The organism is Mesorhizobium amorphae (assembly GCF_014843845.1).
Taxonomy (GTDB): Bacteria; Pseudomonadota; Alphaproteobacteria; order Rhizobiales; family Rhizobiaceae; genus Mesorhizobium; species Mesorhizobium amorphae_A.
On sequence record NZ_JHQS01000057.1, the window covers coordinates 56,281 to 81,169 of the forward strand.

At 59.2% G+C, this 24,889-nt stretch carries 26 protein-coding genes and 1 pseudogene; 11 read left to right on the top strand and 16 right to left on the bottom strand.

Annotated features, from left to right (window positions below; genetic code table 11):
• The first annotated feature begins 162 nt into the window (after positions 1-162).
• Complete coding sequence (locus DH08_RS24225) at positions 163-813, top strand: GntR family transcriptional regulator (protein ID WP_183455332.1); 651 nt, start codon at positions 163-165, stop codon at positions 811-813.
• Between the two features lie 156 nt (positions 814-969).
• On the opposite strand, the gene DH08_RS24230 is transcribed toward DH08_RS24225, so the two are convergent.
• From DH08_RS24230 to DH08_RS24260, 7 genes and pseudogenes are all read right to left on the bottom strand, one after another.
• The gene (locus DH08_RS24230) at positions 970-1,146 is read right to left on the bottom strand and encodes a LacI family DNA-binding transcriptional regulator (protein ID WP_192181685.1); all 177 of its coding nucleotides are present in this window, start codon (positions 1,144-1,146) and stop codon (positions 970-972) included.
• A gap of 58 nt (positions 1,147-1,204) precedes the next feature.
• A pseudogene (locus DH08_RS24235) lies at positions 1,205-1,508 on the bottom strand (ABC transporter permease); the annotation flags it as partial.
• 429 nt (positions 1,509-1,937) lie between these two features.
• On the bottom strand, positions 1,938-2,195 hold the full coding sequence (locus DH08_RS24240; RefSeq protein WP_192181686.1) for a hypothetical protein: 258 nt from the start codon (positions 2,193-2,195) through the stop codon (positions 1,938-1,940).
• 12 nt (positions 2,196-2,207) lie between these two features.
• Entirely contained in the window at positions 2,208-2,471 is a 264-nt protein-coding gene (locus DH08_RS24245; protein ID WP_192181687.1) for a hypothetical protein, read from the bottom strand.
• 159 nt (positions 2,472-2,630) lie between these two features.
• Positions 2,631-3,239, bottom strand: coding sequence for a hypothetical protein (locus DH08_RS24250; RefSeq protein ID WP_192181688.1), 609 nt, complete (start codon positions 3,237-3,239; stop codon positions 2,631-2,633).
• 192 nt (positions 3,240-3,431) lie between these two features.
• Positions 3,432-3,713, bottom strand: a complete 282-nt coding sequence (locus tag DH08_RS24255) for a CRISPR-associated protein Cas2 (protein WP_192181689.1) — start codon at positions 3,711-3,713, stop codon at positions 3,432-3,434.
• A 243-nt stretch (positions 3,714-3,956) separates the two neighbouring features.
• The gene (locus tag DH08_RS24260) at positions 3,957-4,916 is read right to left on the bottom strand and encodes an IS1595 family transposase (protein WP_192181690.1); all 960 of its coding nucleotides are present in this window, start codon (positions 4,914-4,916) and stop codon (positions 3,957-3,959) included.
• 1,583 nt (positions 4,917-6,499) lie between these two features.
• On the opposite strand from DH08_RS24260, the gene DH08_RS24265 reads away from it, so the two are divergent.
• A complete protein-coding gene (locus DH08_RS24265) occupies positions 6,500-7,252 on the top strand; it encodes a COG4280 domain-containing protein (RefSeq protein ID WP_192181691.1) in 753 nt (250 codons plus the stop codon).
• Entirely contained in the window at positions 7,249-7,461 is a 213-nt protein-coding gene (locus tag DH08_RS24270; RefSeq protein ID WP_192181692.1) for a hypothetical protein, read from the top strand. The genes DH08_RS24265 and DH08_RS24270 overlap by 4 nt, the downstream gene beginning before the upstream one ends.
• Here DH08_RS24270 and DH08_RS24275 read toward each other — a convergent pair.
• Positions 7,455-8,084, bottom strand: a complete 630-nt coding sequence (locus tag DH08_RS24275) for a methyltransferase family protein (RefSeq protein WP_192181693.1) — start codon at positions 8,082-8,084, stop codon at positions 7,455-7,457. The genes DH08_RS24270 and DH08_RS24275 overlap by 7 nt on opposite strands.
• A gap of 269 nt (positions 8,085-8,353) precedes the next feature.
• Between DH08_RS24275 and DH08_RS24280 the strand changes: the two genes are divergently transcribed.
• The 5 genes from DH08_RS24280 (at position 8,354) to DH08_RS24300 (ending at position 12,247) form a co-directional block, all read left to right on the top strand.
• Positions 8,354-8,614 carry a hypothetical protein gene (locus DH08_RS24280; RefSeq protein ID WP_192181694.1) on the top strand — a complete coding sequence of 87 codons (261 nt, stop codon included), beginning with the start codon at positions 8,354-8,356 and terminating at the stop codon, positions 8,612-8,614.
• A gap of 23 nt (positions 8,615-8,637) precedes the next feature.
• Positions 8,638-9,453, top strand: a complete 816-nt coding sequence (locus DH08_RS24285) for a COG4705 family protein (RefSeq protein WP_192181695.1) — start codon at positions 8,638-8,640, stop codon at positions 9,451-9,453.
• A gap of 133 nt (positions 9,454-9,586) precedes the next feature.
• Entirely contained in the window at positions 9,587-10,096 is a 510-nt protein-coding gene (locus tag DH08_RS24290; RefSeq protein WP_192181696.1) for a cytochrome b, read from the top strand.
• A gap of 119 nt (positions 10,097-10,215) precedes the next feature.
• On the top strand, positions 10,216-10,893 hold the full coding sequence (locus tag DH08_RS24295; RefSeq protein ID WP_192181697.1) for a winged helix-turn-helix domain-containing protein: 678 nt from the start codon (positions 10,216-10,218) through the stop codon (positions 10,891-10,893).
• Entirely contained in the window at positions 10,880-12,247 is a 1,368-nt protein-coding gene (locus tag DH08_RS24300) for a sensor histidine kinase (RefSeq protein WP_192181698.1), read from the top strand. The genes DH08_RS24295 and DH08_RS24300 overlap by 14 nt, the downstream gene beginning before the upstream one ends.
• A 246-nt stretch (positions 12,248-12,493) precedes the next feature.
• Here DH08_RS24300 and DH08_RS24305 read toward each other — a convergent pair whose 3' ends face one another.
• Both DH08_RS24305 and DH08_RS24310 read right to left on the bottom strand, forming a co-directional pair.
• Positions 12,494-12,874, bottom strand: coding sequence for a hypothetical protein (locus DH08_RS24305; protein ID WP_192181699.1), 381 nt, complete (start codon positions 12,872-12,874; stop codon positions 12,494-12,496).
• Positions 12,875-13,013: 139 nt separating this feature from the next.
• Positions 13,014-13,313 carry a hypothetical protein gene (locus tag DH08_RS24310; protein ID WP_192181700.1) on the bottom strand — a complete coding sequence of 100 codons (300 nt, stop codon included), beginning with the start codon at positions 13,311-13,313 and terminating at the stop codon, positions 13,014-13,016.
• 405 nt (positions 13,314-13,718) lie between these two features.
• Between DH08_RS24310 and DH08_RS24315 the strand changes: the two genes are divergently transcribed.
• Both DH08_RS24315 and DH08_RS24320 read left to right on the top strand, forming a co-directional pair.
• Positions 13,719-14,330 carry a DUF4337 domain-containing protein gene (locus DH08_RS24315; protein WP_246800990.1) on the top strand — a complete coding sequence of 204 codons (612 nt, stop codon included), beginning with the start codon at positions 13,719-13,721 and terminating at the stop codon, positions 14,328-14,330.
• A gap of 113 nt (positions 14,331-14,443) precedes the next feature.
• Positions 14,444-15,151 carry a hypothetical protein gene (locus DH08_RS24320; protein WP_192181701.1) on the top strand — a complete coding sequence of 236 codons (708 nt, stop codon included), beginning with the start codon at positions 14,444-14,446 and terminating at the stop codon, positions 15,149-15,151.
• A 421-nt stretch (positions 15,152-15,572) separates the two neighbouring features.
• Here the strand turns inward: DH08_RS24320 and DH08_RS24325 are convergent, their stop codons facing one another.
• Complete coding sequence (locus tag DH08_RS24325) at positions 15,573-15,998, bottom strand: ion channel (RefSeq protein ID WP_246800995.1); 426 nt, start codon at positions 15,996-15,998, stop codon at positions 15,573-15,575.
• Between the two features lie 418 nt (positions 15,999-16,416).
• Complete coding sequence (locus tag DH08_RS24335; protein ID WP_192181703.1) at positions 16,417-18,822, bottom strand: caspase family protein; 2,406 nt, start codon at positions 18,820-18,822, stop codon at positions 16,417-16,419.
• 560 nt (positions 18,823-19,382) lie between these two features.
• On the opposite strand from DH08_RS24335, the gene DH08_RS24340 reads away from it, so the two are divergent.
• On the top strand, positions 19,383-20,366 hold the full coding sequence (locus DH08_RS24340) for a DUF1402 family protein (protein WP_192181704.1): 984 nt from the start codon (positions 19,383-19,385) through the stop codon (positions 20,364-20,366).
• A gap of 755 nt (positions 20,367-21,121) precedes the next feature.
• Here the strand turns inward: DH08_RS24340 and DH08_RS24345 are convergent.
• The 4 genes from DH08_RS24345 to DH08_RS24360 form a co-directional block, all read right to left on the bottom strand.
• Positions 21,122-21,748: a transglutaminase-like cysteine peptidase gene (locus tag DH08_RS24345; protein ID WP_192181705.1), complete on the bottom strand. Its 627-nt coding sequence runs from the start codon at positions 21,746-21,748 to the stop codon at positions 21,122-21,124.
• A 170-nt stretch (positions 21,749-21,918) separates the two neighbouring features.
• Complete coding sequence (locus DH08_RS24350) at positions 21,919-22,791, bottom strand: undecaprenyl-diphosphate phosphatase (RefSeq protein WP_192181713.1); 873 nt, start codon at positions 22,789-22,791, stop codon at positions 21,919-21,921.
• A gap of 437 nt (positions 22,792-23,228) precedes the next feature.
• On the bottom strand, positions 23,229-24,275 hold the full coding sequence (locus DH08_RS24355; protein WP_192181706.1) for an acyltransferase family protein: 1,047 nt from the start codon (positions 24,273-24,275) through the stop codon (positions 23,229-23,231).
• Positions 24,275-24,691 carry a hypothetical protein gene (locus DH08_RS24360; protein ID WP_192181707.1) on the bottom strand — a complete coding sequence of 139 codons (417 nt, stop codon included), beginning with the start codon at positions 24,689-24,691 and terminating at the stop codon, positions 24,275-24,277. Before DH08_RS24360 ends, DH08_RS24355 begins: the two co-directional genes overlap by 1 nt.
• Positions 24,692-24,889 lie beyond the last annotated feature (198 nt).

The window sequence follows — 24,889 nt, forward strand, 5'->3', positions numbered from 1 at the left end:
AAATAGGGCCGTCCGCGCGCTCTCGATGCTTGCTGTTGCTCGGATGCGTTCGCCCAATTGTGTGCGACTTGCCTAATGTGGTATCGTTGCTAAACATTCTTGTGCGCAAAGTCCAGCATCTTGCATACAAGAATTGACCTCTTGCATTGAAAGGGCCCAAAGATGTCGGAGAATGTCGTTCAACGCCTGCGAGACGAGATCGAAAACAGCATAATCTCGAACGACTTCGCCCCCGGTGCGCGGCTAGACGAGGTGCAATTGGCCACACGCTTCGGCGTGTCGAGAACGCCGGTGCGCGAGGCGCTGATGCAGTTGAATGCGATCGGGCTGGTGGAGATCCGGCCGCGCCGGGGTGCCGTGGTGATCGATCCGGGACCGCACCGCATTTTCGAAATGTTCGAGGTGATGGCGGAACTTGAAGGTTTGGCCGGTTCGCTGGCCGCGCGACGGTTCACCGATGCCGATCGCACAACCATCTTGGCCGCGCATGCAGATTGCGAGCGTTCGTCCTCGGCTGGCGACAGCGACCTCTACTACTACGACAATGAACGCTTTCACAAAGCTATCTATGCTGCCAGCCACAGCGGTTTCCTCGCAGAGCAGTGCGTCGCACTGCATCGCCGTCTGCAGCCATACAGGCGTCTCCAGCTTCGCGTGCGCAACCGCGTTGCCACCTCGTTCGCTGAGCATGGCGCGATCGTGGAAGCAATCCTAGCCGGCGACGCGGAGCGGGCGCGCACGCTCCTGCGCCAGCATGTCAGTATCCAGGGCGAACGTTTCAGCGATCTTGTAGCGACGCTGGCGAGCAGATAGTCGATCGTCCGGTGGTTCCACAATGCAAGTTATCTGGCCCGCGCCCATCGCGGCGGGGCTGGCGTCGCCGACCGCTTCAAAACTTTTCGCCACGCCTTGCGAACTTTGGCTTCCCTGTCGAAAATTCCTGTCAGCAATCGCCCATCCGCGCGAGGCTTATCTTCTCTCATTGACCCTGCGGATCGCATCCATCACCGTTAGCGAAGTGGATGACGAGACTTTTGATTGCCCCTTCAGAACGCGGTGCACCGTGGCGACGCCGACGCTCGCCGCCGCGGCAATTTCCTTGATGGTTCCCAGCCGTTCGATTCCGATCGCCGGTTCGTATGTCATGTCCAATTCTCCACGCCGCAATGAGAAACGGACGGCGGCGGCGGCCGCCGCCACCACGTCAGGTCTTGCGGCTCTTCTGGCGATAGACGTCGGCAATCACCGCGGCGATAATGATCAGGCCCTTGATGATCTCCTGATAGAAAGCATCGACGCGCAGGAAGGTGAAACCCGACATCATCGTGCCGAGGATGATCGTGCCGATCACCGTGCCCGTGATGCGGCCGACGCCGCCGGTCAGCGAGGTGCCGCCGATCACCGCCGCGGCAATCGCGTCAAGTTCGTACATCACGCCCATTCCGGCCTGTGCAGTTTGCGCGCGACGCGGTGACGATGCCGGCGACGCCCGCGAGCAGACCCGCCAAAGGCGTTAAGTACCAGCGTCACTCTGCTGAGTGATGCTGCCTCGATGGGACATTTGTTTGCAAAGCGAGACCTTGCCGGCTTGTACATTACTGGCGAGACTGGTCTCGACAATATACCGCGTGGTAGCTTTTCACCGCCTTTTCGATCGCATCATGAGCGGTCGCATGGAACATGATCGCGAAATGCGGTGAGGCTGCGGAAGACATGAAAATTGGCCCGCTGCCGGGGAAGGCAGCGGGCCCCATCAATCAAGGCTTGGCCGGAATAGGGTTATGGGCACAAGGGCATCCGGCCAGCATTTCCAACGAGGGGGAAAAACATTTGTTCCCGCGCCGACCGCATATATTAGCAACCCCTTGACTAAGCCTTCACTCGCGCCAGAATCTTCCGGATGGCGCGGGGAATAGGCGTAGGCGACGAGGTGGCGATCACGGCGACGGTGCGAAAAGCGCATCGACGATCGTGCCGTCCTTCACATTCCGACGTTCAATCATCCATGTTCGATTATCGACGCGAAGGCCAAGCCCGGCGACAAGATCAGGTTCGAGGGCAATGTCGTCTTTGTCGATGAGGAAACAGGTCGGGTGACGGTCAGGGTGCTTGGCGCCGTCACGGTCGACATGAGCACGGTTGAACTGGTGTCGAAGCACCAGCCGCCAAAAGCGCCGGGCGCCGATGCGCGACAAGGCTGACTAGTCCTATCGCCTCGCGTCCGGTGTCACGGCGCGGTTTGTGAAATGCAGGTTGCGATCAGGGCGGCCGGCATCGCGGCAGGGCTGGCAATGGAGCACCTTAATCAAGTCCCAGTGCATGCAGCCGTAGTCATCGCCCAGGCGACGAGCCAGCGCCGCGACATCAAGCACGGCACTATGGCGGCAAGTCATACAATCGACCGACAGCCCCGTGCCGATCGCGACTTTCTTGCCGAGCGTGTCCTCGACAAAGGGATATTTCATGGTCATGGGAAAGGCGATCTCCGTTGAAGGGTCGCCGCAACGGAGAGGATTATATTCCTAATTATATACTTGACGTACCAGGACCGAAAATGTCTAATGATTTCCGACAGGCCGGCATTCAAACCGACATTACGCCAGCAATGCTTGATGCAGCACTAGACGCCGTTATTCCCCTATCTGAGTTGACGGGGGAGATTGCGGCTCACGCAGTTCGTCCAGCAATTGAGATGGCACTTGCTGCGGCATTTCGGGTTCGCGCCCAAAATGAGTGTCCAGTTTCATAGCGAATTTCCAAAGGTCGCGATTTAGCTCTACCGCTTTGGTGTTCGCATCGTTGATTTCGTTTATTGTTGCGGGTGTGAAGCGGCGCAATTCATTGGTGAAGACTTGGTTTTTGTTGTCGAACGTGACGCCGCTCGCATCAACGATGCGAAGTTCCTCGTCGTAGTTGAACATGGCGTGAGCAAAGAAGTTACGAGTTCTCGACAAGCCTTTGAACTTCGACACCAACGAAGCGAGTTCCACCTTAAGAGGGGCGTCTGCTATCTTGCCATTGCCCAAGGCGAGAATGAGATCCAGTCGGCCCATGGTGTTTTTATGAGAGTGGAATAGCGTGCTCGCGTCCTTCATGGTGGTGCCGACGAGACCATGAAGAATGCGCAGGAATAGGCTCTCATTGTTCGCCCAATGGATGATTAATTGGCCTAGCAGCAGATAGATTGTAACGTTGTGATCCGCTTTGCCGAACACGTTGATGGATTGCTTTCGAGCCATGTCAAAATCCCCCAAAGACAAAGACCAGGAAAAGGGCGACGAGGTTTTGCGCCGCCTGTTGAAGACCCCTCCCGATCCAAAGACCGGGAAGGGAAAGGATGCGTCAAATGAAAAGAAAATTGGTACACCTAGTAGCCAAGCTACTCGGGGTAAGCATTCTCATTGACGGAATAAGGTATGGCTGTTCCGAGCCTATCGGCCCGGTGGATTCGACGCCAGCCAACCATTTGTTCCGCCAATAGCGTTCGAATAGTAGTTATTTTTTGTAATTTCGGACACCAAGATCCGATCGTTGCTATCAACGAACGATTTCAAGTGATCGTGAAGCTCTTTGGCCGTGTTGTTTACGGCAACGAGCCACATGGAATATTGTGTCTTATGCCCGTTGAGGCGCTTGAGTTCGTCCCATAGAACTTCGTAGTCGAACGAATTGTCTTCGTTTCGAAGGTCGTAATTCACCGTGTAAGAAGTCATGTAAAAAGTTCCTGTGTGGGGCCACAGGACGGCTTGACGTAATCACCGGTAGGTTTAGTTTGGCGAATGTCATGTGCCTAGCCGTCCTGTGGCTTGGTTGCATCAAACGGCGGTGACCGCGAATCACCGCCGTTTTCAACTTTAAGGCTAAATCAACCGGAGAGTCTCCCGTTTGGGGTTTACCCACACGGTTTTTTGTTCTGTTTTCGTTTCATTAAGCGGAGGAGCTTTCTGGCCTTCTGCTTAGGCGTGACTGGCTTCACCAATCCGCCGATAGGTAAGGCGCTTATCGCGGGCCATGCGTAGCAAGTCGGCGGCGCGTTCTGCATCCGAGACTTTCAAAGCCGCGCGGCGATTGTAGCGGAAATCGAACTCAGCAAGGTAGCGGTGAAGGTGAGCCTCGCCGCAATGCTGGTAGACGCCGACCATGCCGCGCTTGAACACTGAGAACACGTTTTCAATCGTGTTGGTGTGGACGATGCGGTCGGCTTCGTAGCGAACGTATTCGCCGCCAGTGTGCTTCACAGTGGCATGGTCCGCGAACTCCTGTCCGGTGATCGGATAGAAGTTGGACTCGTCGGTCATGAGCGTTGATTTGCGGTCGGCATTGCGGACCAGCACGTCACGGACAGACGCCTTCGTAGCGCGCTCGACATGGAAGGAACGGACGGAGCCGCCGCGCTCGACAAGCGCCACGATGGAACGCTTGGACGAATTGGCAGGCTTGCCGCGAATGGTGCGCTTCTTGATCGTGTCCTTCGGCCCGAAATAGGTCTCGTCGGCCTCGACAATCTTGCCTTCGCCGCCAAGCGGCCCAGACGACTTCACGTCTTCCTTCATGGCCTCGCGAATGCGGTGCGCCATGAACCAAGCGGTCTTGTAGGTGACGCCAAGCATACGGTGCAGCTGGTGCGCGCTCATGCCCTTCTTGGACGAGGCGTAGAGATGCGAAGCCAGCACCCACTTGTGCAGGCCGATCTTGGAGCGCTCAAAGACGGTGCCGACCGTGACAGAGAACGGCGCACGGCATTCGTTGCACTTGTAGACGCCGGGACGCGTGGACTTGCCCGCAAGCTTGGTAATGCGGTCAGGATTGGCATTGCCGCAATGAGGGCAGAACGGACCGTGCGGCCAATGGATGGCTTCTAAGTGTTCGCGGGCCTTGTCGGCGTCGTGGTAAATTTCGTTGGTCAGATCGAACATTGCGGTAACTCCTTGGGTTTGTTATCGCAAATTCAGTCTGGTACGTCAAGTATATAATTAAGGGCGCCAAATAGCGCGCGTCGAGGCGGCAGACAATGCCCGCCAGATGCGCGAAACGAGTTAGCCGCTCGAAAGCGCGCCTCTGGTGCAGGTTCTGGAAGGCTAGAAATCAATTCAGCATAGGCGCTCCCAACGACGGAAGGCATGTCGGGAAACCGCATCTGCATCGACATCCGCTACGATCTGTAGAATAGTGACAGTCGGGAGGAACGATTGACTTCAGCAGTGTGTATTATGAATAGGCTTGCCGTTGTGCTTGCGGCGGACAGCGCCACACCGTCACATACTGGACTGAAAAACGGGAAGGAAGAGCGCTACTTCATTTGACTCTGCGACATTCCGAGGGTGCCTTGGAAGTAGTCATCAAGTCGTTCAGGCAGGCCCTCGGGACGAAGACATTCAATAGCGTCGCCGGATTGGAGCCAACAGCGTTTGGGTGTGGGCCTCCAGCCTCGGGTCGCCAACCCCGTGACGCCAAGGAAAGCTAGCAGAGCATCGGGCGGATGAAAACTGACTGAGCGTTTTCATGCGCATACCCACGCTGAGCGGGAGAGAAGTGTGAGGGATACGCAACACGGGACGGATGAGACCCCTGACTTCGTAGTCAACAATGTCCTTGAGCTCGCCGACTACAGTGACCATGGGGTCGCTGTCACGGTGCTGGATGCAGATGGAGGCGCCTCCGTCTCCACCTCGGGATCAATATGGGTGAGCTTCTATGCGAGCGAATAGCCAACGCGCTTGAACGGCGCTACGGCACGGGGAGCGATTTGACCAGGAAGTTACTCCCCTATCTTTGGGTAACAACGACATAGTTTGCGAGGACTACAAACCGCTCACAGTGGGCCTTCGAAAACTCAAATCCAAGCCAGTGCCCGTGAAATAGTGACACTCGAATAAGTCATACGGGTCCTTTTGCTCATGGTAAAGTAGTGCGGTCGACGTAGCGAGCATTGCGCCAACAGCCATCACCATACAGAGTATCAATGCAATGAGGCCGCCAAGCGCTCTTTCCATGCCTCACCCTGAAGGGAACCCAATTCTACCACAATCGAATTCCTTCGACAGCTCGATCTACTTCGAATAGTGGGAGATGTCGGTTCGATCAAGCACACTGGGCGCTGACTGCCCACGCTGATGATCTTATGCGGCTGCCGCTTTTGGTGCAAAGTGTTCCATGAGCGGAGATGCCAAGCCAACGCGCGTCACGGAAGCCGATGACGCGGCGGTCCCGAGGGAAGCACTGGCCAAGGAAATCATTGCAACGGTCGACCGACCACTGCAACCATTTGGCATTCGCGGCGCCTGGCCGGGATACTCGGTGTAGACGATGACCTGAACGTCCGAGAGGTCCGGAATGGCGTCGAGGGGTGGCTGGCGATCGAGTTGGGGCCACTGCGCGTGCGGCTCGATTGGCCGGAGGCTCCGCTCGTCGGCGCTTCGCTTGCTTTTTCCCTCCCGCCGGAGCGCTATGCGGTGGTGACCGCTTAGCCGCTAGTGTTTGAAAATTACAGGATGCCTTCATGCACAGTCTGACACCCATCCTTTCAACCATCACGGCCGCCTTTCTCACTTCCTTCGTCGAGGTCGTCGAAGCCTTCACCATCGTGCTCGCGGTGGGGGTGACGCGCAGCTGGCGGCCGGCGCTGACCGGCGCGGCGCTGGCGCTGGCGCTGCTCGCCGCACTGGTGCTGGCATTCGGACCGCTGCTAGGGCTGGTTCCCATCACCATTTTGCAATTCGTGGTCGGAGTCCTGTTGATCCTGTTCGGCATGCGCTGGCTGCGAAAAGCCATTCTGCGCGCCGTCGGCGTCATCGCGCTGCATGACGAGGAGGCGGCCTTTTCCAGGGAAACCGCCGCCCTGCACCAGCAGGCCACTGACCGCCGGGCCGACTATCTAGCGGGAGTGGTGGCGTTCAAGGCGGTGCTGCTCGAAGGGGTCGAGGTGGTGTTCATCGTCATTGCGGTGGGTGCCGCGCATGGGCAGACGCTTTACGCCAGCCTGGGCGCCCTGGCGGCGTTCATCCTGGTGATGCTGATCGGTCTGGCGGTGCACCAGCCGCTGGCGCGCGTGCCGGAAAATGCGCTCAAATTCGTGGTCGGTCTGATGCTGACCAGCTTCGGCATTTTCTGGACCGGCGAAGGCATCGGTGCCGACTGGCCGGGCGCCGATCTGGCTCTGCTGGCCATCTTTGCTGTCGTCTCGCTTGCGTCCTTTGCCATCGTGCGCTGGCTGCGCAGCACCTATACACTCACTGGAGGGCTCGCCCGATGAACATTGTCCGTCTGGCCATCAAGGAATTCGTCGGCATGTTCATCGACGACGGCAATCTGGCGCTGCTCGCGCTGATCCTGATTGCGGCGGTGACAGCGGCGGTAAAGTTTCTGGCTGTGCCGCCATTGCTTGGCGGCGTCCTGCTTCTCGTGGGCTGCCTCGCCATCCTGATCCACAGCGTTCGCCGCGCGGCGCGCGGCAATCAATAGAGGGTGAACAATGTCGGCAGAATGCCGCTGGCCCTGAAATACTCGATCACTTCGATCGCCGGGAAGACGGCGAGGAAATAGAGCCCGTCATAGAACGTTCGCTTCAACGCGTGCGTTGAGAACCGCCATTCGGCCTGGTCCCGAAACAGCAGCGGGTTCGGCCAGAACCGCGGCGTCCGCTGTGCATAGGCACGATAGGCGGGGCCGAATTTGCCCAGGAGATACTCGGCCTCCTTGCGCGCCGTCACCCGGAAGACGACGAAGCTGGCCAGGCCCAGCGCCACGGCCGCCAGCAAGGATCCGTACATCAGCCCGGCGCCCACCGCGCCGAGCGTGGAAAAGAAATAGAGCGGGTTCCGGGTCATCGAGTATGGCCCCATGGAAATCAACTCGTCGTTCTTTTTGCCGCCGACGTAGAGAATGCTCCAGAGCCGGCCACCGACGCAGATGAGGATGAGGATGAAGCCGAGCAGTTCGATGTGTTCGTGCTCTGACCCCTCGGTCAGGCCCGGCTTTCCAAACAGCAGCAGGGCTATGGCCACGACGGCCGCGATCCGAACGACGATCAGCCGTTTGCGTTGGTCGAACGCCTTTGGTGCCGGGTCGAGAGAAACATAGGTCATTGGCGTCTTCCGTCACTCCGGCAAGCCTGTGGAATCGGGCAAGCACGTTGCTGCCCGACACCGGCCACTACCCTTTCTGCCAATTCATGGCCAGTTGATGGCAAGGCGTGCGTCGGGTTTTTTCCGCTTTCGCGGCCATCTTTACGAAATTGTAATCCACCGGACAGATGCCGGTGAACTCGCATCCCTATGTTCCTTGCTGCCGGTCAACATGGCCGGAGCTTGATCGAAGATGCTGGAAGACCGGCGCCAAACAGGGAAAACATCACATGAACAAACTGGTTCTCGCCCTCGCTCTCGGTGCGGCTGTCATCGCCAGTCCGGTTTCATCTGCGTCCGCAGCCACCGCAGCGCCTTGTGAAGATACGCTGAAAACCCTGCGAGCCGCGGAGGCTGCGGCGAAACTCAGCGATGCAGACAAGGCAAAGGTTTCCGCGCTGGAGACCAAGGGCATCGAGCGCTGCAACGCCGACGACGACAAGCGCGCCGACGACTTCTTCGCCCAGGCCATCAAGGTCACGGGCAAGTAATCCATCAACGACAGGATACCGCCATGCTCTCGCCAGTCGCCCAACCTGCCGCGCCTGCTCGCAACCGGGTTCCGCCAGGCCTTAACAGGGTTCCAAATGTCACCGTCGATTTCTGGCTGATCAAGCTGATGGCGGTGACCATGGGCGAAACCGCGGCCGACTATCTCGCCGTCAATCTCGGCCTCGGCCTGACGGTCACGTCGCTGATCATGACTGGCATCCTGGTGGTCGCCCTCATCCTTCAGTTCGCGCACAAACGCTATGTGCCATGGGCCTACTGGCTGGCGGTCGTGCTCATCAGCGTCGTCGGCACGCTGATCACCGACAATCTCGTCGACAATTTCGGCGTGCGGCTTGAAACGACGACGATTGCATTCAGCATCGCGCTCGCCGCGACATTCGCGGTCTGGTACGCCAGCGAAAGAACCCTGTCGATCCACACGATCTTCACCACCAGGCGTGAGATCTTCTACTGGCTGGCGATCCTGTTCACCTTCTCGCTGGGCACCGCGGCAGGCGATCTGGTCGCCGAAAAGTTCGACATGGGCTACCTTACCACCGGCCTGTTGTTTGGCGGCGTGATCGCGCTCATCGCCTTTGCATATTATGTCTTCAAGCTGAACGGCATTCTTGCCTTCTGGCTCGCCTATATCCTGACCCGGCCGCTTGGCGCCTCGTTCGGCGACCTCCTTTCGCAACCGGTCGAATATGGCGGCCTGGGCTTTGGCACCACTTTGACCAGCATCATCTTTCTCGCCTGCATTGCCGCCCTTGTCCTCTATATGACGCTGAAGAAGGACGTCGACGAGACCGACGAAATCCTGCTTCAATCGGAATGAGAATGAAGCGGCTGCACAGCGCGATAAGGAACAGGCGGACAAGGTCGCATAGCGAATCTGCCGACACCCCGATCATCCCTTGGCCTAGCGTCGCGATCAGCAGCTATCGCCAGCCATCCCCATGGACAGAAAAATGAGCTCCGAGAAATCCGGCTATAGTGGTCTTCAGATTGGTCTGCATTGGACGATCGCAGTACTTGTCCTGTTTCAGCTCTTGTTCGGGGAAAGCATGACAACCTACGTCGATGCGGCAGCGGACGGACGCCAACTTTCGTCCTACGACCAGACCATGGGGTCCGCCCATTACTGGGTCGGCTTGTCGATCCTGTTGCTGGTGTTCGTGCGCTTGGCCGTCCGCCTCTTCGTCGGCGCGCCCAGGGCGCAACCGACAATGTCGAAATGGATGGTTTTCACTTCCAGGGCAACGCATGCGCTGTTCTATTGCCTTCTCGTCGGTGCCCCTCTTTCCGGGCTTTTGGCCTTTTACGTCTGGGGCTGGATGGGAGACATCCATGCTCTGGCAAAGCCGGTATTCATCGTCCTGATCTGCATTCATGCCGGCGCGGCACTTTTCCATCATTTTGTTTTGAAAGACATCGTGCTTCGCAGGATGCTTGTTCCCGCGCGAGATCCAGCCGGATGACATTGTGGGCATGTCCAACGACAACGAGCGGCCAGGCACTGGCCGATGTTCTAGGATCGGGTCGCTGCCGGTGATAGCGTGCCACCTTAACGAAATGTCGGCAACAGACCGGAACGACGATGCGACTTCTGCTTGTTGAGGATGACCCCAGGACAGCCGACTATGTCGTCAAGGGATTGACCGAAGCCGGACATGTTTGCGACCTGCTGCGCAATGGGCACGACGCTCTCTTTGCGGCGACACGCGACGCCTATGACGTGATCATTGCGGATCGGATGATCCCCGGCCTGGACGGCCTGTCGATGATCAAGGCGGCCCGTGCGGCGGGGGTGCGGACGCCGGCGATCTTCTTGACCTCGGTCGGCGGCGTAGACGACCGGGTCGAAGGCCTTGAAGCCGGCGGCGACGACTATCTCGTCAAGCCATTCGCCTTTTCCGAGCTGCTCGCCCGCATCAACGCCCTTGGCCGCAGGCCGGCTGCGCAGGAGCAGAAGACCGCTTTGCGGGTCGCCGATCTCGAAATGGATCTGATCACGCGCCGCGTCACCAGGCAAGGTCATGTGATCGACCTGCAGCCGCGGGAATTCAGCCTGCTCGAAGTGCTGATGCGCGGCGAAGGGCGGGTCATCACCCGGACCATGTTGCTGGAACGCGTCTGGGACTTCCATTTCGATCCCAAGACCAGTGTGGTCGAAACCCATATCAGCCGGCTAAGGGCCAAGATCGACAAGCCGTTTGAAACCCAGCTCATCCACACCGTCCGTAACACCGGCTACAGTCTGCATGCGCCGCTTTAGCCTGCTTCGCAGCACGCCTTTCCGGCTCGCTTTGACCTTCGCATTCTTGTTCGTGCTCGCCTTCATCCTGTCGGGCGCTATTGTCTATCAACTGATGAGCGCCGACCTTGCCGAGCGGCTCGATGAATCCGTCAAGGAAACTTTTTCGGTGGTGGCGGCGACCTACGCCGAACGTGATCTGGAGGATCTGGTTGCTGCGGTCGACAGCCATTCCAGTCTCAGCACTAAAAAGGAGGAGCTGTTCTCGCTGACCGGTCCGGGCGGCAATCATCTGGCCGGAAACTTTACTGCGGCAGGCCTTCCCGACGGCTTTTCGATGTTCGATGCCGCACTGCCGGGTGTACCTGCCGATACTATGTACCGAGCCTACTCCGGCTCTGTTGGAGGAAACAATCTGACGGTTGCGTTCAGCCTGTCCGAAACCGAGGGACTGGAAACCATCATCCTGATGAGCTTCGGCTGGGCAACTCTCATTATTTCTGGCTTGGCGGTAACCGGCGGCGCTTTGCTTGCCTCACGCGTCCAGCGTCGCCTCGACGGGATCGCGGCGACGATGGTCGACGTCTCCCATGGGCGGCTTGACGCCCGCATTCCCCTCGTTGGCAACGGGGACGATATCGACGAGGTCTCTGCCCAGGTGAATGCCGCGCTCGACCGGCTGTCGGCGCTTGTCGAAGGCATGAAACAGGTCAGCGCCAACATCGCCCATGATTTGAAGACGCCGCTGAACCGCCTGCAGATGATTCTGGAGGGCGCCGCCGACAAGACCGCATCAGGCCAGGAGGTTTCCGATGAACTAGCGGAAGCGCGGGCCGAGGGACTTCAGATCAACGAGACGTTCGATGCCCTTCTGCGCATCGCCCAGATCGAGGCCGGGGCACGCAAGGCGCGGTTCAGCGATCTGGACGTCAATGGCGTCGTCGAAACCATTGCCGAAATCTATGCGGGCGTCGCCGAAGATAACGGAATGTCGCTCTCGGCAAACATCTTTCAGGGCAAGGAGTGCCGGATCCATGGCGATTGGGAATTGCTGACGCAGATGTTCGCCAACGTGGTGGAAAATGCCCTGCGGCATTGTCCGCGAGGCACCGCCATTGAACTGTCGGTGACCCGGAAGGCTGATCGCATTCTTGCAACAGTCGGTGACGATGGCCCGGGCATTCCGCCCGAGGAGCGCGAAAAAGTGTTCCAACGGCTCTATCGGCTCGACAGCAGCCGCTCGACGCCCGGCAGCGGCCTTGGGCTTAGCCTTGTCCGTGCCATAGCCGATCTGCACGGGGCTTCCATCGCGCTTGAAGACCGCGACCCCGGGTTGGGGGTCGTCGTCAGTTTCCCTGCCGGCATGCGTTCCTAAAGTATTCCGGTGATCAAACGGTCAAGCCGGGTGTTTTCCGATAGGTCATGCGCACCAGGGCAGCCGCCAGAAACCCCGTTTCGGCGCCACCCAGAACATCTGACATAGTGCGTTCCGTGTACGTTGGCGCGATTGAAGACCAGGAACCTTCAAATGAGGCCTCAGGGGATTCGATATCCTCCACGCTATTTGCAAAGACATCCAATACACTTGGAAGTTCAACTCCTTCATCGATTCGGGTATCAACTATGACGGTGGAATCGGTACCTTTCGAAACGGTGACATCGCTTGGCGCCACGGATATTCCGACGTGTCGAACAGAATCCAGAAACCCGTTAACCCACCATTGAAGTCGCCCGTAGTCGGGCCGGAAAGGCCCAATTCTTGAGCCCGCAAAAGCGTAATGACCCACCCTGCTGCAAATGCCGAATCGGGGGTACTTGCAATCAGAAGATTTATATACGCACGGCCATTCAGGTATTTCCCGAACTCCTGAGCGACAGCCATGTCACCGGCAAGCAGAGCCGCATCCACGGCCGTGGATTTTTGCTCGGCTCGATTCATGAGCAAATCCCCGCCGACGATTTGCACGCGCTGCGCGAAGCGGACCACAGCATCATCCAGCATTGCCTCCTGGGACGTGCTCGACGCCCCATTGACTGCATAGGTAGTTGCACCTCCATCCGCCGAGATCTGCAGTTGCACACCAGCTTGAAACTCAACCGCCGATCCGCCTATCGTGGCCGAAAACTCCTTTGCTGAAGCCTCAACCGCATGTCCCCATTTCGGGAGAATGCCCGCAGGAAAACGTCTCTGTAAAGCTGGGTGAACGCAAACTCATTTGAAGACCAGCAACAACCGCGATACTGATCACCCCAAGAGGTTTTGGATCGTCGACGAATAGATCGCCCAGCACAGTACCGAGCAATGCTCCTAGAAAGGCGCCAACACCAGGAAGTAGAAAATTGGCGACAATGAGCAAGGAACCGCTTAACCCACCAAGAGCCGAAAGTCCTAGTGAAGCACCGAGAGCCGATCCAAGTGAGCCACCAATTGAACCTTCCATCCCTTCCGCCGGTAGAATAGCGTGAGACCGAGATGAGCCAAAGAAGCCCCGGGGCCCCAGGAACAGCGATGCTTAATCTGCAAAGAAACGGTCGATGACAAACCCAATGACAACCCTTGTGAGCGTGTTCGTGAAGCCGCACTGGCGCACGGTGCTGGCCACGAAGGAGAAGGCTAAGCAGAGGCGCGTAGACTGAAGGCCGCAGCCAGTGGGGACGGGAAGCGTCGGACCGGCCGCCGCCATCCGGGACGCTGCCGCCAAGGGTCCGCCCCGGTAGCCTGATACCCCCTCGCCTGCCGGCCAAAACCAGTTATGCCGACGCACAGGCCACCCGGCGAGCGCCGTTCAAACCTTACGGAAATGTAAAACAACATAGCCATTGCAAAGCCAATATTACAGTCGAGATTGCGGCGCGACACCAGTCCCTCTCCTCACAGTCAGGCAAAAATGGCAATGGAAGACGCCACCCAGGAGCATCTCGAAAATGCCGAGCATGCCGAACACGCCGCGCGCGAGGGCAATCGGTTTCTGACCACCGTGTCGGTTACCATAGCGGTTCTCGCTGTTCTGGCGGCAACGGTCGGCAGTTTCGAATCGCTGGAAACCGCGGAGACGATCAACGACAAGAGCGAAGCCGCCTATTTGCAGGACAAGGCAAGCGACCAGTGGAGCTTTTTCCAGGCAAAGAGCATCAAGAAGAACATGTATCAAATTGCGGCGGCCGCAGTCGGGCCGGCTGCCGAGCAATTTCAGGCTGATGCCAAGCGCAATGACGCCGACAGCGCGGACATACAGGCCAAGGCGCTCGATTTTGAAAAGCAGGTCGATGAAAAGCTGCGAGACAGCGATGTCCGGGCGCATCGACACCACGTCCTGACATTCGCCGTAACGCTGCTGCACATCTCCATCGCGGTTGCGACGCTGTCCATCATCATGCATGGCAAGCGTTGGCCGTGGCTTGGTTCGCTGGTGCTGGGCGCGCTGGGCCTGATCGCGGCAGGCGTCGCCTACGTCTGAAAAGAATCTTCCGTTCCGACCGAAAGTCAGTGCCGTAAAAATCGATTCCGATTTTAGGGGTCGGCGCTGAAACCGTGACGGCGCCATGCGCTGCAGAATGCCAGGGATCTATAATGCGCGACAAACATGCCGTCATTCACCACCGTGCGCTCGATTTTTGGCTGGCGCGCGGAGCGGTGCTGGTCATCATCTGCCTGCAACTGCTTGTCATCAACGATCTTTCCTTTGGACCGCGCTGGCTGGCGCCGGCGATGGAAACCGCGTTGCTGCTGCCCTTGTCGGTGGCGACGGCCTGGACCCAGCTCGAGGCCAAGAAGGCTGTCGAGGATCATCAGTGGCACGCGATCGGCCAATTTCGCGTCGTGATCCGCAGAACGGCCCTGGTAATGACCGGCGTCATCAGCGTCATGAATTGCGGTTCGCTGGTCTTGCTGGTGCGCGCCCTGCTGTCAGGCCATGCCGGCAACAGCGGGACGACGCTCCTCATCGATGCTCTCAACATTTGGAGCACCAACGTTATCGCCTTCGCTTTGTGGTTCTGGAGCACCGATCGGGGCGGACCACCGACTTGCGGCCTTGTCAAACGCGCCAAGGCCGATTTCCTTTTTCCGCAAATGACCTTGAACGATCGCGACTTTCGAGACTGGCTGCCCGGCTTCATCGACTATTTCTTCCTGGCTTTCACCAACGCGACGGCTTTCTCACCGACCGACACCATGCCGCTGACAGCGCGCGCCAAACTGCTGATGATGGCGGAGGCGATGATCTCGCTTCTGACCATCGCGCTCGTCGCGGCGCGCGCGGTCAATATCCTGACGTGAGCTCGGTGCTTGCCCGACGGGATCAAGCACCGCACTAGCCTTAGCCTTGCCAGGCTGGCGCACAACGCACGGCATCTTCGTGGGTCTTCATCCTCGCCCCATGGGGCGGCATGAGGCATCGAGAACGCTTTAAAGCCAGGGCTGAAACACAAAAGGCTTGCTCCGGCGAACCGGAGCGAGCCTTGGAGCCAACGGGATTTAAGGGGCAATTGGCCTGCTGCTGGTTCCATGGACACCGAGTTAAGGTGGTGAAGATGGAACCGGAGTTTACCCATGAAGGGAAGAAAGTTCAGCCGCGAGTTCAAGCTTGAGGCTGTGAACTTTGCGCCAGCTCGCGACCTGTGTTTAAACGTGCCGCCATGTCGATGGATACGACTAAGGAGTTCATCCACAATCCGATTTAAAATAGGGCTTTCGGGAGCTATTTCTCCTTCCCGCGCCAATCCTCCACAAGCGAAAAAAGAAACGAACCTGACCAAGTCAGAAGCAGCAGGCCGTTCAGTGGTGTGATGGAGGTGATGAGCCGCATTTCGCCGATGGGTATGACGTTGTTGTAGCCGAGAGAGGCGTAAGCCTCGGCTGCATAGTAAAAATAGTCCATGTTCGAAGGAAGGGCCTTTCCGACGAAATCACCTAAGGAAAGGGTCTGGTCCGCGAGGTGAAATATGGCGGCATAGATACCGATCTCCAGAAGATGAAGCCCAACCAGGCCGCAGATGACGAAAAGCAGCGCGGGGTAAGCCCTAACCGACCTGCGCGCCAATCTGTCGAGACGTCGGATTACTTCATAGTGCAGGGAAGACGACCCGATGACCGCGGCAAATGTCAAGGCGATGGCGATCAGCATGTTCACGGGATTATCTCCCTATCGACACTTCTGCGATTTTGGACCCCTCGTCGGCAGCCACCTGCGTTCGGGCCTGGCGAAGCCGCCATGATTGCGCGCAAATGGGCCGAAGCAAGGCGAGGAGCTTGGCATATTGGCCACTCGGCCGTCACGTGACCAAGCTGCCCACCCTGCAGCAAGGCACGCTTTTCGTTCGCGTCGCAATAAACGCTCGTTCTGCCGTTATCGTCATGGGCTCATCCGTCCGAACTTGATGATGCGCACGCGGCAAGGTTTCACGCAGCTGCTCCAAGCGGACGCGCGATTTCAGCTTACGCTCTGGGCCTTGCCTTCCCCTTCGGCTGGACACCGTGCATAGGGGCGATCCTCGGCTTAATCCTAACCATCGGCGCGGCGGCTCAGCTGCTTTTTCGCGTACCTACTTGCTACAGACGGGCTCGTCCGGATGGCCACAAGCCGGCTTCTTGCGCTCACCACCTTGAGGCGGCTGCACCTTTGGCAGTGCCGACGGCTGCCGCCGCGCCTGCATCTGAGGCTTGGGCTGTGCGTGAAACTCCTGATTCTGTGGCTTGGACGCAACTTGCACCTTCCCGTTGTCCTTCAGCTTGAGCTGGCGCTGCGGATTACCATCCGGGTTGAATTTCTGCGGGACGCCCGCCCCACCGCCGGCCGACCCATCATTGGCTGGGAGCTTGCGGAACTCGGGTCCTTTACCTTGTCCATTGGCCGGCCCGTTCGTCGAGGCTGCGCCTCTACCCAAAGCATCCAGCTTGCGGGCCAGCTTCTTCGGCTTGCCATTAGGCGGTATCTGGCTATCGAGCGCAGATGGATTGTTGGTCTTGAACTTCTGCTGGGCGTTCTGCCCACTGCTGGCCGGCGCACCATTTGTGGTTAGCAGCTTCCGGAACTTGGGTCCCTTGACCAGTCCATTGACCGGCCCGTTCGTCGTGGCAGCACCCTGCCCGCCAATCTCCACGGCGGCGGCATTGCCGGCCGCCGCAGCGTTCCCACCTGCCACACCTCGCTTGCGCAATAGCTTCCTGGACCTGTCGTTGGGCAGGTTCTGACCGTTGAGCACCGGTGGCTTGCCAATGACGAGCGGCAGCGTCTTGCCGTCGGCTCCGGGCAAGGCATGACCGGCCGAGAGCTTGTCGGCCGGCAGCGTCTTCGACAGCGGCGTCGCACTGCCGGGCTGCCGGCCTAGTGTCGAACCTTGGCCGAGCTTCGTCGGCACGCCGCCCGGGTTCTGCTTGGCCAGCGTCGTTTCCTTCTTCTGCAGGAAGGGCGGCAGCGCGACCTTGGTCGCAAGCGCGGCCGCACCGAGGCCCACCGCGGCACCGGTCAGCTTCTGGCTGGTGGTGAGGCCGCCCTGATTGTTGGTCTCGTTGATCGTTGCGTTGTTGATGATCGTAGTGTTGTGGATGTTGTTGAAGATGACATTGTTCGGCGGCGGCACAATGTCATGCGGCGGGTTGACCCACACCGGCACGGGCACGAAGACCGGCGTCGGCAGAAGGAAGATTCCGACCGGCGGCGGTGGTGGCGGCAGCACGATGAACTCCGGCGGCGGTGGCGGCAGGAAGATCACCGGCGGCGGGGGCGGTGGCTCGAAATCGAACTCGGGGTCATCGAAATAGAGCACGGGCCGGTCGACATAGATAATTTCTTCCGGCGGCGGGGGCGGCACGTCATAGACATAGACGGTGAAACCCTGCGGCGGCTCCAGGGCGGCATCGAAATGCTCAAGCCGGCGACGCGCATCCCAAACATGGGGGCCGTGCGGGTAGCGCTCGAGATAGGACCAGTAGGCTTCGGGCGTATCGCGCAGCCAGGTCTGGCGCCAGGTGATCGCCTCGCGCCGCGCCGCGATGATGGCGCGAACACGCTTGGCCATCGGGTCGTGAGGATAGGCGACGAGGAAGTCCTCGTAGCCGCGCAGCGTATCGCGGTCGAGGGCCGCGACATAAGCGTCGCGCGCGTCGAAGTCGCGGATCTCCTTGGTCCGCATCGTCCGGACCACCGCCGCTGAAACCTGCGGCGTCGGAGCATCCGGGCCACGATCGAAGAAGACGAAGGGTGCGGCGATCTTGGAAGCGTCCCAGGGCAATTCCGCGCCTTGTGTGACGTCGTTGACGCGCAGCCGCGTCCGGTCGAACACGTCGCCCAGCTGCAAGCCACCGTCGCGGATCATCTCGGCGAGCGCCTGCGCATAGGCACCGTATGGGCCCTTGCCCTCGGGCGCGACCGTGCCCGGCGCGGCGTTGAAGGCGATAAGCATGTTCGGGTCGGGATCGACCAGCGCGAGGCCGCCGGCGAGTGGCTGGTTCGACTGCGCGAAGGAGTTCGGCCGTGCCGCATCGAGCACGACGATGTTGACCTTCGTCGGCAGCGCAGCCAGCGGCTTGGTGAGGTCGGAAACCCGCACCGCCGCGATCGGAACGTCGGCGGCATTGGCGATTTGGGCATCGACCGGCACGAAATAGTTCTCGCCCTCGAACTGCACGCCTTGGCCGGCGAGGTAGACGAAGACGACCGCGTCGGGACCGGCGGCCGAGACCTTGCCGAGGAAATCACGGTATGCGCCGCGCAGCGACTCCTGATCAACGTCGCGCGCGCCGACCACATCGAACCCCGCCGCCTGCAATGTCTGTGCGATCAGGCCGGCATCATTGGCTGGCGTCGCGAGCGCGCCCGACGAATAGCCGGCATTGCCGATCACGAAGGCGAGGCGCTTTTCGCCTTGCGCGAGCGCCCCGGCAGTGGAGCCCATCGCGAAGACGGCGAGAACGAAGAAGAAGGCGAGGTATTTCGAGACGGTCCGCATTACGATCAACCATCAGGTGAGAACCAGCCGGAGAGGAATTCTCCCGCTGAAGGAGCCCGAACTAGAACTTTGCAAAAAGGCCGCTTTGCGGCGCGATTTCGTCTCGTTCCAGCCCAGGGGGCAGAACGGATGACCTCAATGAAAAGTGATAGCAAGGTGATGATCCGGCGCTTGGGCAGGGCCACCCCGACGGTCGATGCTTGGAGCGTGCGCCATTCGACAAACTGCGGCGCAGCAGCTTGATGCCGGCGCGGTCAAGCCGGGACGAAATCCACGCTTCCTGAGCCTCGCCGCTTGGCTGTTCGACATATCTGCAAACACCCGGCAGGCCTGGTGTGCGAGGCACGTCCAGCGTTTCCGGGGACGGTGTCCGGAGTGTCGCCGATACCAACCCCAATACCGACAGCACCTGTACCGTTTTAGGTACCGATCGCTGGCTGTTCGGCTTTCGTTGTCAACGATCAAGCCGCCCTTGACAGCGCTTTGGCGACGCGGTTGACACAATGCGCACCGATATCGTTCCCCAGCGACAATGTACTTTGACCGCGAAAAGGCGCCTGATGATTGCCTTGCAGAGACTTTTTCTGATCCTTCTGCTTGCCGGTTTCCCCTCGACCGGCATTCTCCCTGTTCAGGCGGCTTATGCTGACTCGACCGTCATGGTTCCTCCCGGAAACCGTTTTGACACGCAACCGGCCATCCCCGATGCATCTGCGGTTCGAACGCGCGCGTTCAACACGACCTACCAGGAAAAATACGACAAGATCATCGCTCTGCTGAAGCGTGAAAAGAAATTGATGGCGCACATCAAGGAGGTCGCGGCGGTCTACGGCATCGACCCGGTCCACATTGTCGGCGCGCTGGTCGGGGAACACACCTACAATGTCACCGCAGTCGATTCGGTGCAGACCTACTACGTGAAGGCACTCTCCTACTCCGGTCTCGACTTTTCCTTTCGCTACAAGGGTGTGCCGGTACAGACTTTCGTCGAACGGCCGGAATTTTCGGCATGCGCGAAAGCGCAGGGCAGCGCAGCGTTGTGGAGCTGCCGCGACCTGGTCTGGACCCAGCATTTTCGCGGCAAAACGATCGATGGCGTCGTTTACGAGCCGATGACGTTTCAGCAGGCGTTTTTCCAACCCTTCTTCGCAGGCCAGACATTCGGCCTCGGACAGATAAGCCCCCTCACCGCCCTTCAGGTCACGGACCTCGTCAACCGGGTGAGCGGCTACGACAAACTGACACCCGATCACCCGCAAGCGATATACCGGGACGTCATGGATCCCGATCGCAGCATCGTCTACATCGCCGCCATCGTGCGAGACGCGATCGACGCCTACAAGGAGCAGGGCTTCGACATCTCCGGCAATCCGGGAATCACGGCGACCCTCTACAATGTCGGCCAGCCCAGGCAGCGGGCGGCCGAATTGCGCGCCGCCGTGACAAGCGGAAAGGGCCGCAAGCTGCCGGTCGAGAACTATTATGGCTGGCTAGTCAATGACAAACTCGACGAACTAAGAGTCTTGCTCGGCGGCGGGAGCTGAGGAACGGACCATCCGATGATCGCGCACCCATGGCGTCAGGTGCATTGCTGGCAGGTATTTTCGCACCATGAGGCCCACCCACATGGAATCCTTCGTCGATCAGTGCGTACATCACATCGAGACACAAACCAAAAGTTGGCCAGTGTCGTAATCGGGCTGCTGGCTTTCGGTGAACCGCTGATCCTGATGAGCATCCTGCTTCCCGGCACACCGTCTTGATGATCTCTGCGGGTTGGCAGGAGCGGGGACATCCATCCATTTCCCGTTCTCTTGGCCGCGGATCGTCGGCGCGACGCTCGGCGACATAGTCTCTTATTTGGCGTATGGCTTGGGCGGGTGTCGTCCATAAATGGTCGCTCCACCGCTACCGCCAGGAGATCGCCCCCGCGCCTGTTCTTACGGCGCTATTGTTTCGCTGCTATTTTTTCTCGGACGCTTCTTTGGTCCAGTCTGCGCCACCTTGCCATTGGTGAAAGGGATGATGGGAACGAACCGGCGCCGGTTCCAGATCGCAAACATGCTGTCGGCGATCATCCGGGCGCCAGTCGTGGTCTTTCCCCGATGGCTGAACGTCAAGGGTGCGGGAAGTTTCGCCGAACTTGGTGCCACGAGCTTGCTCGGCCTCGCGAGGGTCGTGGCGTTGCACAGCGGGAGAATGGGGTGCGACGGGCAGCGGCGATTCAGGACGACATGCACTTCGGCCTTAGTCGTTGAGCCGACAAGCTTGAGGATCAGCGAGGAAGGCTCGCGCGCGATTATTGAACAGAGCTGACCAGCGGCTCGTCGCCGCCAAGGATGGAGACCCAGTGCCCGGTGTTGTCGCTTGCCTGCCTCTTCAGGTACCGATAGCCAGTCTGACTCCAGAGACGAACCTTGTCGGTAAGATTGTCGAGGATGAAGTCGCCCTTGTCCGTTCGCACGGTCAGCACCGCATGGCCTTCGCCGTCCGGCTTGCGAACGACGGTCATGAGCAGATTGGCTACTGCAACGCCGTCGGTCATGAGTTCTCGCCGCTTTTCGAGCGCATAGTCCTCGCAATCGCCGAAGCCGTCATCCGGATAGGCCCACCACTCTTCCTTGCCATAATTGTCCATGTCGCTCATCGGCTTGATGCGCGTGTTGACCGAGACATCCACGGCAGTGATTTGTCGCAACAGCTTGCCGGTCATATGCTCCGGTTTGTTGTTGGGGGAGCGGATCGAACATTCGGCGGGGTGGATCTTGCAGAAATCATAGTGGCCGATCGGCTGCGACGTCGGACCGCCGACAGTCATCGACAGGCTGGCGGCGTTCGCCAAACTCAGCGCCGAAGCGAAAGCGATCAGAGCTATTGCAAGCCCAAGACTCCGCGCCGCGCAACGCCAACCCATAGAGGATGCCATTGCGGCCCCACCGTCTGCTGTTTGTTAACAAAAGGCCAAGGCTGAATTCTACGGCGTGTCAATGAACGCGCCTCGCGTTCGGCTGTTTGCGTTGCCGGCGTGGTGCCCGCGCAACACAGATTCCCAGCGCGGACTTTCAGGCCGAACCGGTCGCGGCACTTTCGATGCCTTTAGGCCAGCCATCCCATTGTCACGCACAACAGCAGCACGACCCCGAGCAAGCCGCGATAGACAACGAACGGCCACGCGGAGAAACGTTCCAGAATGCGCATCAGGCCCCAGATGGCAAAAAAGGCGGAAACGGAGGCAACGACGAGTCCAACGGCGAGAACCGACCAGCCATGGGCATCGAGGTGGACCTTGTGCAATTCCCACAATTCCCTAAGGCCAGCTAGCGCGATGGCCGGCAGTCCGAGCAGGAACGAGAAGCGCGCCGCCTCCTCCCGCTTGAAGCCGAGCGCCAGCGCCGCGGTCAAGGTCGAGCCCGAGCGCGACACGCCGGGAATGAGCGCGCCGACCTGGGCGATGCCGACGAGCATCGCGTCGACCAGCGATGCCTCGCCAATCGTGCGCCTATGGCGCGCATAGATTTCGGCGAGCGCCAGCAGGATCGCCAGGCCAAGGCAGGCCCAGCCGATCACAGCCAGGCTGCGCAGCGGCGAATTGCAGGCGTTGAGCAGGCCCGACAGCGCCACGCCGGCAATGACGATCGGGACGGTCGCCAGTACGATCCAAAATGCCAGGCGGAAGTGCCGGTCGGCAAAATCGCGCCGCGAAAGTGCTGAAAGCGAACCCGCGACCATGTCGCGGACGTCGCTCCAGAAATAGCTGACCACCGCGGCGAGCGCCGCCAACTGCATGGCGGCCGAGAAGGCAGAGCCGGGATCCTGCCAGCCGAACAGGGCCGGTACGATGCGCATATGAGCGGTCGAAGAGATGGGCAGCAGTTCAGTGATGCCTTGCACCACGCCGAGGAACGCGACCTTGGCATATCCCAATCCGACGAAGCCGGTGTCCACGCCCTGAGTGCACATGCCAGCCATATCGATCACTCAGACTCGCGCGCTGAAGCGCGAACGCTTTCCGGTAACAGACCAGACCGTCTCATGTCTTTTCCAGCCGTTACATGGATCCTGATGCCGGACCCTGCCATCAGGGGGCTTGATAGTTCCGCGCCCCGCCGGTCGAAGCCGGCGGGGCTTGGGGACGACATGAAAAGTTTCATGCCCTCTCGTGATCCGGGGGGTGGATCGAGACGAGAATATTTCATGCCTCGTGCCTGTCCTATTCACATTGATAGACCCCACGTGCACTTTGCTTTGATGGGCACCGTTATCGGAAGAGGACGCCAAATCCTTTGGCACCGCGCGGATCGTAGGCTTTGGCATTCGGCCTGGTTGGTGCCGTAAATGGTGCCGGAGATGAAGGCGAGCAGAAGCGCCCGCGGCCGGATAGTCTTCTCCATAGCTTTCCTTTCGGCCTAAGGATCTTGCGTTCGGATATTTTGGGGAAATCTGACTGGTCTGAGCAAGCCAGCTAGCGGCTTTTCCACTAGCCAATAGGACACGACACCTATCGCTACCGCACCAACCAAAATTGGAGCTAAGAGGTAGGCCTGCCCCTCGATATTCACGCCAATCCGCGCGAGCATAATCGTGATCGCGAGAATGGCCAAAGAGTGGGTCAGGTAAATTGAATAGGATGCATCCCCTAGCAATTTAAGCACTCGAAGGCGCGGTTTGATGGCCTGCGATTTTTCCAGGGAAACTAGACCAGTGAGGATGAGAAGTGCGGGAATGCCCCAAATCAGAACTCTGAAGCCCTCGACATTTGGCAGCCAATTTGACGCCACCAAAACCAAGACGCCACTCGAAAGCATAGACCACGCAAGCCAGACCGGAGGAAGCCGGTCTCTGATCCACGCCTGCGCGAGCCAAACGCCTGCCAAGAATTCAAGCAGCAATGGCGACGTATCTGTAAGTGCTATCCGATTAACAAATGGAAAAAGGCGGCCGATACAGGTCAGAATCAGTATGACGAAAGTGAGGCTTGCTAACCTCGTAGACGCCGATGTTATAAGCAGCAACCCAAACAGAAGATAGAAAAACATTTCGTAATTTAATGTCCAGCCCTGGATAAGAAGAGGCCAAATGGAACCGTTCGGAGCGACGTGAGGAATAAAAAGTAGTGACTCCACAACGTGCGGCACCGTTGGGTTTTCGCGAGGAAACAGGTTTGGCTTCAGAGTGGCGGCTAGTGCGAGAAAAAGAGTTACGACCCAATAGATTGGCACCACCCGCTTGATCCGCTGACCAAAAAAGGCTGCCATTGTCACATTGCGACCAGACGTGATCAGCCACATGACGAAGCCACTTATCACAAAGAAGGCGTCCACCCCGGCGTTCCCGACCGAGAAGCTGACATTCGTCAGCAGTGATCCATGGAAGGCGGCAACCCCAATGGCAGCTATGCCGCGAACATATTGAACCGACAGGATTTGCGTTGGCCTGCCCGTGGCTAGCGACATCAAAAGTCCCCTTCTACCGCCTCGATCACCGGGGCTCGATTTTCGTCCCGCTGGCTTCGCCAACCGGGAATTATTTGCTGCCGAGGGATTACTCTATGACGGTGCCTTAGACGGTCGATCAGCTGCGACATCTGCCTGCCGCCCGCGGCGCGCGGTGAGCGTCGGCTGCTCAGACGCAACAGCATCAGGTGCTGCCACACCCAAGCGAAGGGCATGCCAAGTATTTTGAGCGTCACCGGTTTGGTCGAGAGCATTTCGGCCGGCGCCCGCATGGCGGTGGCGCCATGCGCCAAGAGTACGATCAGCGCCACCATGATCGCCAGCGCGACGAGGTCGTAGCTGTTGGGCACGATTCGGTTGCGAGTCAGCTGGGCGGCTTCGCGTTGCGAGGTGCGGTCGTGTGGCAGGAAAATCATGGTGAGGCCTCATTGTCCGAATGAGGGTTTCTGCATGAGAAGCGGCACGCCGAGTGTCGAAACCCAGATCATGACTAGGTCCATCCTGGGGCCCCCGCCCCGCCCAAGTGTTGGGAGCGGGAAAAAGCTGTGGGTCAAGCCGCAAGGGCAAACTTGGCTTGCTTCAATCGACCATCGGCAACCGCCGCGCGGACCTGA